Consider the following 8,307-nt stretch of genomic DNA (forward strand, 5'->3'; position numbering starts at 1 on the left):
ACTCTCTCCCCCCGTCCCCGCGGGGGCCCCCCCGCGCCCCCCCTCCCCCCCGGGCCCACCCCCCGGAACACCACCTCCCCCCCCGGGGGGGGGGGGGGGCCCCCCCCCGGCCCCCCCCCCCCCGACTGCTTTCCGGGGCACGGCTGGAGCACAGCAATGACGCAAATGATCTCCCCACCAGCGCAGAGGCGTTCTAGGCTCTTTCGTACCGCCGAGTCGCGCGTTGCGGGGACGGGCACCGCACACGCACCGGAGCACCAGCGGTACTTGAGCAGCGCCCCCGACCGAGGGCGCCGCCGGGCAAGGAGGGCCGCATGACCGTACGGCGAGTAATGGGCATCGAGACGGAGTACGGGATCTCCGTCGCCGGCCACCCCAACGCCAATGCCATGCTCACCTCGTCCCAGATCGTCAACGCGTACGCGGCGGCGATGCACCGGGCGCGCCGCGCCCGCTGGGACTTCGAGGAGGAGAACCCGCTGCGGGACGCGCGAGGCTTCGACCTCGCCCGCGAGGCCGCCGACTCCAGCCAGCTCACCGACGAGGACATCGGCCTGGCCAATGTCATCCTCACCAACGGCGCACGGCTGTACGTGGACCACGCGCACCCGGAGTACAGCTCGCCCGAGGTCACCAACCCCTGGGACGCGGTCCTGTGGGACAAGGCCGGCGAGCGCATCATGGCGGAGGCCGCGGAACGGGCGGCCCAGCTCCCCGGCGCCCAGCCGATCCACCTCTACAAGAACAACACCGACAACAAGGGTGCCTCGTACGGCACGCACGAGAACTACCTGATGAAGCGGGAGACCCCCTTCTCGGACATCGTGCGCCACCTCACGCCGTTCTTCGTGTCCCGTCAGGTCGTCACCGGAGCGGGCCGCGTCGGTATCGGCCAGGACGGCCACGAGCACGGCTTCCAGCTCAGTCAGCGGGCCGACTACTTCGAGGTCGAGGTGGGCCTGGAGACCACGCTGAAGCGCCCCATCATCAACACCCGCGACGAGCCGCACGCGGACGCCGAGAAGTACCGCAGGCTGCACGTGATCATCGGCGACGCGAACCTGTCGGAGATCTCGACCTATCTGAAGCTGGGCACGACCGCCCTGGTCCTGTCCATGATCGAGGACGGCTTCATCGCCGTCGACCTGGCGGTCGACCAACCGGTGCGCACCCTGCACCAGGTCTCGCACGACCCCACCCTGAAGCGGCTCGTCACGCTGCGCAGCGGACGCACGCTGACCGCGGTACAGCTCCAGATGGAGTACTTCGAGCTGTCGCGCAAATACGTGGAGGAGCGGTTCGGGGCGGACGCGGACGACCAGACCAAGGACGTCCTGGTCCGCTGGGAGGACACGCTGAACCGGCTGGAGAACGACCCGATGAGCCTGGCCGGCGAGCTCGACTGGGTCGCCAAGCGGGAGCTCATGGAGGGCTACCGGCGCCGCGACGACCTCGACTGGGACGCCGCCCGGCTGCACCTGGTCGACCTCCAGTACGCCGACGTACGGGCCGAGAAGGGCCTCTACAACCGTCTGGCCGCCCGCGGCAAGATGAAGCGCCTGCTGGACGAGTCGGACGTCGAGCGGGCCCGGACGAAGCCGCCGGAGGACACCCGCGCGTACTTCCGCGGCCGGTGTCTCGAACAGTACGCGGACGACGTGGCGGCGGCCTCCTGGGACTCGGTGATCTTCGATCTGCCCGGCAGGGACTCGCTCCAGCGCGTTCCAACCCTGGAGCCGCTTCGCGGAACGCGTAATCACGTCAAGGAACTCCTCGATCGTTGTCGCACGGCGGAAGACCTGGTCAAGGTCCTTTCGGGCGGCTGATCCGGTCGTACGGGGCCCTCGGGCCCCGTACGGCGCATCGGGGTGGAAAAGGGCGACGCCCGGGAATCATGGAGGTGGCCCCCGGACGTTGTGGCAACTGCGGGGCCGATGTCGGACCCTGCTTGTAGGGTCTGATCAAGAACGTCGAACCGAGCGGGGTGAGGGTTATGGCGACCAAGGACACCGGCGGCGGACAGCAGAAGGCGACGCGTTCCACCGAGGAGGTCGAGGAGCAGGCGCAGGACGCGCAGGCGACGGACGACCTCAAGGAACGCCAGGAGAAGCTGTCGGACGACGTCGACTCCGTACTGGACGAGATCGACGATGTCCTCGAGGAGAACGCGGAGGACTTCGTGCGAAGTTTCGTTCAGAAGGGCGGCGAGTAACCTTCGGATCGAAGGTTACGGGGGCTTTCGGCTCGGCGGACGAAGAGAATGTGAAGTGCTGCGTGCGGTGCGGCGAGCACGAGCCGTACGCAGCCTTCGTTCGCAGGCGGTCCCATCCGGACGGCCGGGCCGTGCACCGAAGTGGCACCGCAAGGCGATGGCCTCGGACGGGCTGTCCACGCGCTGCGAGACGTGTCGAGCCGCTGAGGGGCGCGCAGGCTTCCTGAAGCGCCGATACGGCATGGCCGAAGCCGACCGTGACCGAGACGGTGGCCTCTCGAAAGGGGCCCCGCGTGATCTGTTGGAAAGCTCCCCCAGTTCACGTGGATCACCGCCACGAGACGGGTAGGGTCCGTGGCGTACTGTGCTTCAACTGTAATTCGGCCATCGGCAAGTTGGGAGATGATCCCGACGCTGTTCGTCGGGCTGCCGCCTACTTGGAAGGATCCCCGTGGAAGCCAACACTCGTAGCACCGGGCGTCTACCGGCTGCCTTCCTGACGCCCGGGTCGTCGTCCTTCATGGACTTCCTGTCCGAGCACCAGCCGGAGATGCTCCCGGGCAGGCGGCAGCTGCCGCCCGTGCAGGGCGTGATCGAGGCGCCGCACGGCACGACCATCGTCGCCGTCACCTTCCCCGGCGGGGTCGTCCTCGCCGGCGACCGGCGGGCGACCATGGGCAACATGATCGCTCAGCGCGACATCGAGAAGGTCTTCCCGGCCGACGAGTACTCGGCGGTGGGCATCGCCGGTACGGCGGGTCTGGCCGTCGAGATGGTCAAGCTGTTCCAGCTGGAGCTGGAGCACTTCGAGAAGGTCGAGGGCGCGACGCTCTCCCTGGAGGGCAAGGCCAACCGTCTCTCCACCATGATCCGTTCCAACCTCGGCATGGCCATGCAGGGCCTCGCCGTGGTCCCCCTCTTCGCGGGCTACGACGTGGACCGCGACAAGGGCCGCATCTTCTCCTACGACGTCACCGGCGGCCGCTCCGAGGAGCACGGGTACGCCGCCACCGGCTCCGGCTCGATCTTCGCGCGCGGTGCCATGAAGAAGCTCTACAGCAGTGACCTGACCGAGGCGCAGGCCACCACCCTGGTCATCCAGGCGCTGTACGACGCGGCCGACGACGACTCGGCGACGGGCGGTCCCGATGTCGCCCGCCGGATCTACCCGATCGTCACCGTGATCACCGAAGAGGGATTCCGCCGTCTCACGGACGAGGAGTCCGCGGAGATCGCCCGCGCGATCCTGGAGCGGCGTCTGGAGCAGCCGGACGGCCCGCGGGCCGCGCTGCTCTGAGTCCCGCCTCTTCAGCCAGGTGACCCTGTGACTTCGACAGAAAGGGACGGATAGCCGGTGTCGACGCCGTTCTATGTCTCACCCCAGCAGGCCATGGCCGACCGCGCGGAGTACGCCCGCAAGGGCATCGCGCGCGGTCGCAGCCTCGTCGTGCTCCAGTACGCCGACGGCATCGTGTTCGTCGGCGAGAACCCGTCCCGCGCGCTGCACAAGTTCAGCGAGATCTACGACCGGATCGGCTTCGCGGCCGCCGGCAAGTACAACGAGTACGAGAACCTGCGGATCGGCGGTGTGCGCTACGCCGATCTTCGCGGCTACACGTACGACCGTGACGACGTGACCGCGCGCGGTCTGGCGAACGTCTATGCCCAGACGCTGGGCACGATCTTCTCGAGTGCGGCCGAGAAGCCGTACGAGGTGGAGCTGGTGGTCGCCGAGGTGGGGGAGACCCCCGACGGCGACCAGATCTACCGGCTGCCGCACGACGGATCGATCGTGGACGAGCACGGGTCGGTCGCGGTCGGCGGCAACGCCGAGCAGATCAGCACCTATCTGGACCAGCGCCACCAGGACGGCATGTCGCTGGCCGAGGCGCTGAAGCTGGCCGTGCAGTCCCTGTCGCGGGAGCCGAACGGCGGTGAGCGGGAGATCCCCGCCGAGCGCCTGGAAGTGGCGATCCTGGACCGCACGCGCCCGCAGCAGCGCAAGTTCAAGCGCATCGTCGGGCGCCAGCTGGCCCGTCTGCTGGAGGAGGGCGGCGCGTCCACCGCCACCGAGGCCGAGGACCCCGAAGACGACGAGTGACCCCGCTCGCGCCCCCCCCCCCCCGCGGCCGCGGGGGCGGGCGGCCCCCAGCAGCGGCCCCCCCCGCGGGCGGCTGGGCGCCGCCCCGGCGCCGCCCCCCCCCGCCGCGCCGCGCGCCGATCCGCCGGGGATCACGGGACAGCCCTCAGCCGGGCGGCGCCGTGGAGCCCCGTACGACCAGTTCGACCGGGATGTCTCCCTCGGGCGGTGTGCGGCCCTCCAGGACGGCCAGGAGGGTCTCCATGCCCCGCTCACCGAACAGCTCGGCGTCCAGGCGGACCGTGGTCAGCTCGGGGTCGATGGCACGGGCGAGGGCCAGGTCGTCGAGACCCGTGATCGAGAGGTCGTCGGGGACCCGCAGACCCAGACGGCGGGCCGCCTTGTAGGCACCGGCCGCGAGGTTGTCGTCGTCGCAGACCAGGGCCGTGGGCCGGGGCCCCGGCGCGGACAGGGCCGTCTCCGCGGCGGCACGGGAGTCCTCGATGGAGATCGGGGCGCGGGCCGTGCGCAGCCGCGTACCCGGGACGCCCGCCAACCGGGCGGCCAGTTCGCGGGCGCGCACCTCGAAGGTCCAGGACGCGATGTCCGCCCCCAGGTGCAGGAAGCGACGGTGGCCGAGGGCCAGCAGGTGGTCCGCCACCTGGCGTACGCCGTCCGCGATGTCGAGGTTGACGGTGGCCGCGCCCAGGCTGCCCGCGGGGTCGCTGTCCAGCATCACGAGGGGCAGCTGGTCGCCCCGGATCGCCGTGAGGGCGTCCGCGGCCATGGAGGAGGCGATGACGCCGTCCAGGGCCGCCCGTGCGGAGCCGAACGGATCGCGGGCGGGTCCGATGCCCTCGGGTGACGGATAGAGGACCACGCCGAAGCCGTGGGCGGAGGCCACCCGCGCCGCGCCGGTGTAGACGCCCGCGAAGAACTCGGTGGTGAGCGCCGGGACGACCAGAAGGACCGTGCGGGTGCGGCCGAGGCGGAGGTTGCGGGCGGCCAGGTTCGGGCGGTAGCCGAGCTCCCGGGCGGCATCCCGGACACGGTCCGCCGTCGCCTCGGAGACCCGGCCGCGCCACTTCTCGCCCATCACGAGGGAGACCGCGGCCTGGGAGACCCCCGCGGCCTGGGCGACGTCCCGGCTCGTGGGGCGCGTGCTGGCTCGTGCCACCGGCGGCCTGCTCCTTCGTCTGGACTCGAGGACTGGGCACATGGTACGTATGGCCAGGGACGTTATACGTAACACTGGCAGCTCGGGGTGGCCTCGGCCGCCCGGCGGAGAAGGCGGGAACATGGCTGCGGGATACCTGGAGATCCTCAGGGCGAGGCACGCCGCCCGGCTGCTCGCCGGCACGCTCACCGGGCGGCTGCCGAACGCGACGGCCGCCATCGCCGTCGTGCTCTTCGTCCGGGCCGAGGGCGGCACGTACGGCCTGGCCGGGGCGCTCGCCGCCGTGTACGGGGTGGCCAACGCCGTGGGCCAGCCGCTGCTCGGGCGGCTGGTGGACCTCTACGGGCAGCCACGAGTCCAACTGCCCGCCGCGCTGGTCTCGGCCCTGGGCATGGCCGTCTTCGCCCTCTCGGGCACCGACCCGCTGCCCGTCGCCTACGCCGCCATGGTGGTCGCCGGGCTCTTCACTCCGCCGCTGGAAGGCGGTCTGCGTGCCCTGTGGCCCTCCGTGCTGCGCCGCGAGGACCAGGTGCACACCGCGTACGCGATGGACGCCGTGGCCCAGGAGGTCATGTTCACCGTCGGACCCCTGCTGGTGACCCTCTTCGTGTCGCTCTGGTCCGCGCAGGCCGCGCTGCTGATCCTGAACGGCATCGGGGTGCTGGGCGCCCTCTGGGTGGTCGTCTCGCCGCCCTCGCGCGCGTGGCGTTCGGCGCCGCGCGAGGCGCACTGGCTCGGCGCGCTGCGCTCACCGGGGCTGCTGGCCCTGCTCGGCGCGTTCCTGTTCGTGGGGAACGCGCTCGGCTCGATCACGGTCGCCGCCGTCTCGTACGCCGACGACCACGGCGGGGACGCGGTGTACGGGTGGCTGATGGCGGCCCTGGGTCTCGGCGCGCTCGTCGGCGGCTCGGTCTACGGGGCACGGCGGTGGACCGGCGCGCCGGAGCGGCGACTGCGCGTGCTGGTGGCCTTCCTGGCGGTGTGTTACCTGCCGCTGCTGCTGATGCCCGGCGCGGTCGCCATGACGGCCCTCACGGGCCTCGCCGGTGTGTTCCTGGCCCCCTGCATCGCCTGCGCGTTCATCATCGTGGACCGGCACGCCCCGAAGGGCACCGTCACCGAGGCGTTCTCCTGGCTTGTGACCACGTTCACCGTCGGCGCGTCGGTCGGAACGGGCCTCGCGGGCCCGGTCGTGGAGTGGGGCGGGGCCGTGTGGGGCTTCGCCGTACCGGGGGTCGCGGGAGCCGCCGCGCTGGTGGTTCTGCTGGCCACGGGACGGGTCCTCGCAGCTACCGGCGACGGCGCGGTAGTTGCGGTCTCATCGGAAAATGATCCAAACCGTGCCGTCGAACCCCGTTTCAGCTCGGGGGATCGGGCGTAATGTTCAGTCATGGACCGCCGCATTTTCGGGCTGGAGAACGAGTACGGCGTCACGTGTACGTTCAGGGGACAGCGGCGCCTGTCTCCCGACGAGGTGGCGCGGTACCTCTTCCGCCGTGTCGTGTCATGGGGCCGCAGCAGCAATGTCTTTCTGCGGAACGGTGCCCGCCTCTATCTCGACGTGGGATCACATCCGGAATACGCGACACCCGAATGTGACAACGTGACGGAACTCGTCACCCACGACAAAGCCGGCGAGCGCATTCTCGAAGGACTCCTGGTGGACGCAGAACGACGCCTGCACGAGGAAGGAATCGCGGGCGACGTCTACCTGTTCAAGAACAACACCGACTCGGCCGGCAACTCGTACGGGTGCCACGAGAACTACCTGGTGGCGCGCCACGGGGAGTTCTCCCGACTCGCGGACATCCTCATCCCGTTCCTGGTCACGCGGCAGCTTCTGTGCGGGGCCGGCAAGGTGCTGCAGACCCCGCGCGGCGCCGTGTACTGCGTCAGCCAGCGTGCCGAGCACATCTGGGAGGGCGTCAGCTCCGCGACGACCCGCTCCCGGCCCATCATCAACACCCGCGACGAGCCGCACGCCGACGCCGAGCGCTACCGCCGGCTGCACGTGATCGTCGGCGACTCGAACATGTCCGAGACGACCATGCTCCTGAAGGTCGGCGCCACCGACCTGGTACTGCGCATGATCGAGGCCGGCACGGTGATGCGCGACCTCACCCTGGAGAACCCGATCCGGGCGATCCGCGAGGTGAGCCACGACATCACGGGCCGCCGCAAGGTGCGGCTGGCCAGTGGCCGTGAGGCCTCCGCCCTGGAGGTGCAGCGGGAGTACTACGAGAAGGCCGTGGACTTCTGCGAGCGCCGCGGCATCCGCACGGGCACCGTCGAACAGGTCCTCGAACTGTGGGGCCGGGTGCTCGACTCGATCGAGGCGGAGGACCTCGACCGGATCGGTACCGAGATCGACTGGGTCATGAAGTACAAACTCATCGAGCGGTACCGGGCCAAGCACAACATGACGATGTCGCACCCGAGGGTCGCCCAGATAGACCTCGCCTACCACGACATCCACCGTCGTCGTGGCCTGTACTACCTGCTGGAAAGGAAGGGACAAGCCGCTCGGATCTGCAACGACTTGAAGATCTTCGAGGGCAAGTCCGTGCCGCCGCAGACCACTCGGGCGCGGCTGCGCGGTGACTTCATCCGGCGTGCTCAGGAACAGCGCCGCGATTTCACCGTCGACTGGGTCCACCTCAAGCTCAACGATCAGGCACAGCGCACCGTGTTGTGCAAGGACCCGTTCCGTTCGGTCGACGACCGGGTGGAGAAGCTGATCGCCGGAATGTGAGCCGGGGGTTTGGGCTGGTTGACGGCAAGCAAAGCGGGGCGCGCGACGTTTGGGGGTGCGGGGGCCTCTGAATGAGTTTATGTTTG

8 protein-coding genes are annotated in these 8,307 nt (G+C 70.0%); 7 read left to right on the plus strand and 1 reads right to left on the minus strand.

Going from position 1 to position 8,307, the window contains the following annotated elements:
* The first annotated feature begins 314 nt into the window (after positions 1-314).
* The 5 genes from dop to prcA all read left to right on the plus strand — a co-directional run bounded on the left by dop (position 315) and on the right by prcA (position 4,313).
* Complete coding sequence (gene dop, locus ACFV2J_RS39595) at positions 315-1,826, plus strand: depupylase/deamidase Dop (RefSeq protein WP_359490263.1); 1,512 nt, start codon at positions 315-317, stop codon at positions 1,824-1,826.
* 167 nt (positions 1,827-1,993) lie between these two features.
* Positions 1,994-2,212: a ubiquitin-like protein Pup gene (locus tag ACFV2J_RS39600; protein ID WP_127181041.1), complete on the plus strand. Its 219-nt coding sequence runs from the start codon at positions 1,994-1,996 to the stop codon at positions 2,210-2,212.
* A 323-nt stretch (positions 2,213-2,535) separates the two neighbouring features.
* On the plus strand, positions 2,536-2,712 hold the full coding sequence (locus ACFV2J_RS39605) for an endonuclease domain-containing protein (protein ID WP_385087941.1): 177 nt from the start codon (positions 2,536-2,538) through the stop codon (positions 2,710-2,712).
* Positions 2,664-3,509: a proteasome subunit beta gene (prcB, locus tag ACFV2J_RS39610; protein ID WP_385087943.1), complete on the plus strand. Its 846-nt coding sequence runs from the start codon at positions 2,664-2,666 to the stop codon at positions 3,507-3,509. Before ACFV2J_RS39605 ends, prcB begins: the two co-directional genes overlap by 49 nt.
* 57 nt (positions 3,510-3,566) lie before the next feature.
* Complete coding sequence (gene prcA / locus ACFV2J_RS39615) at positions 3,567-4,313, plus strand: proteasome subunit alpha (RefSeq protein WP_385087945.1); 747 nt, start codon at positions 3,567-3,569, stop codon at positions 4,311-4,313.
* 145 nt (positions 4,314-4,458) lie between these two features.
* Here the strand turns inward: prcA and ACFV2J_RS39620 are convergent, their stop codons facing one another.
* Positions 4,459-5,469, minus strand: coding sequence for a LacI family DNA-binding transcriptional regulator (locus tag ACFV2J_RS39620; protein WP_385087947.1), 1,011 nt, complete (start codon positions 5,467-5,469; stop codon positions 4,459-4,461).
* Between the two features lie 121 nt (positions 5,470-5,590).
* Here ACFV2J_RS39620 and ACFV2J_RS39625 point away from each other — a divergent pair, with 121 nt between their 5' ends.
* Together ACFV2J_RS39625 and pafA are read left to right on the plus strand one after the other, a co-directional pair.
* Positions 5,591-6,850 carry an MFS transporter gene (locus ACFV2J_RS39625; RefSeq protein WP_385087949.1) on the plus strand — a complete coding sequence of 420 codons (1,260 nt, stop codon included), beginning with the start codon at positions 5,591-5,593 and terminating at the stop codon, positions 6,848-6,850.
* A 9-nt stretch (positions 6,851-6,859) separates the two neighbouring features.
* Positions 6,860-8,221, plus strand: a complete 1,362-nt coding sequence (gene pafA / locus ACFV2J_RS39630) for a Pup--protein ligase (protein WP_030606492.1) — start codon at positions 6,860-6,862, stop codon at positions 8,219-8,221.
* The last annotated feature ends 86 nt before the right edge of the window (positions 8,222-8,307 follow it).

The sequence above is a fragment of the Streptomyces sp. NPDC059668 genome (assembly GCF_042734135.1).
GTDB lineage: Bacteria > Actinomycetota > Actinomycetes > Streptomycetales > Streptomycetaceae > Streptomyces.

Excerpts from the sequence above, each read along its gene's own strand:
- dop (WP_359490263.1), top strand. The coding sequence starts at position 315 with ATGACCGTACGGCGAGTAATGGGCATCGAGACGGAGTACGGGATCTCC.
- pafA (WP_030606492.1), top strand. The coding sequence starts at position 6,860 with ATGGACCGCCGCATTTTCGGGCTGGAGAACGAGTACGGCGTCACGTGT.
- ACFV2J_RS39625 (WP_385087949.1), top strand. The coding sequence starts at position 5,591 with ATGGCTGCGGGATACCTGGAGATCCTCAGGGCGAGGCACGCCGCCCGG.
- ACFV2J_RS39600 (WP_127181041.1), top strand. The coding sequence starts at position 1,994 with ATGGCGACCAAGGACACCGGCGGCGGACAGCAGAAGGCGACGCGTTCC.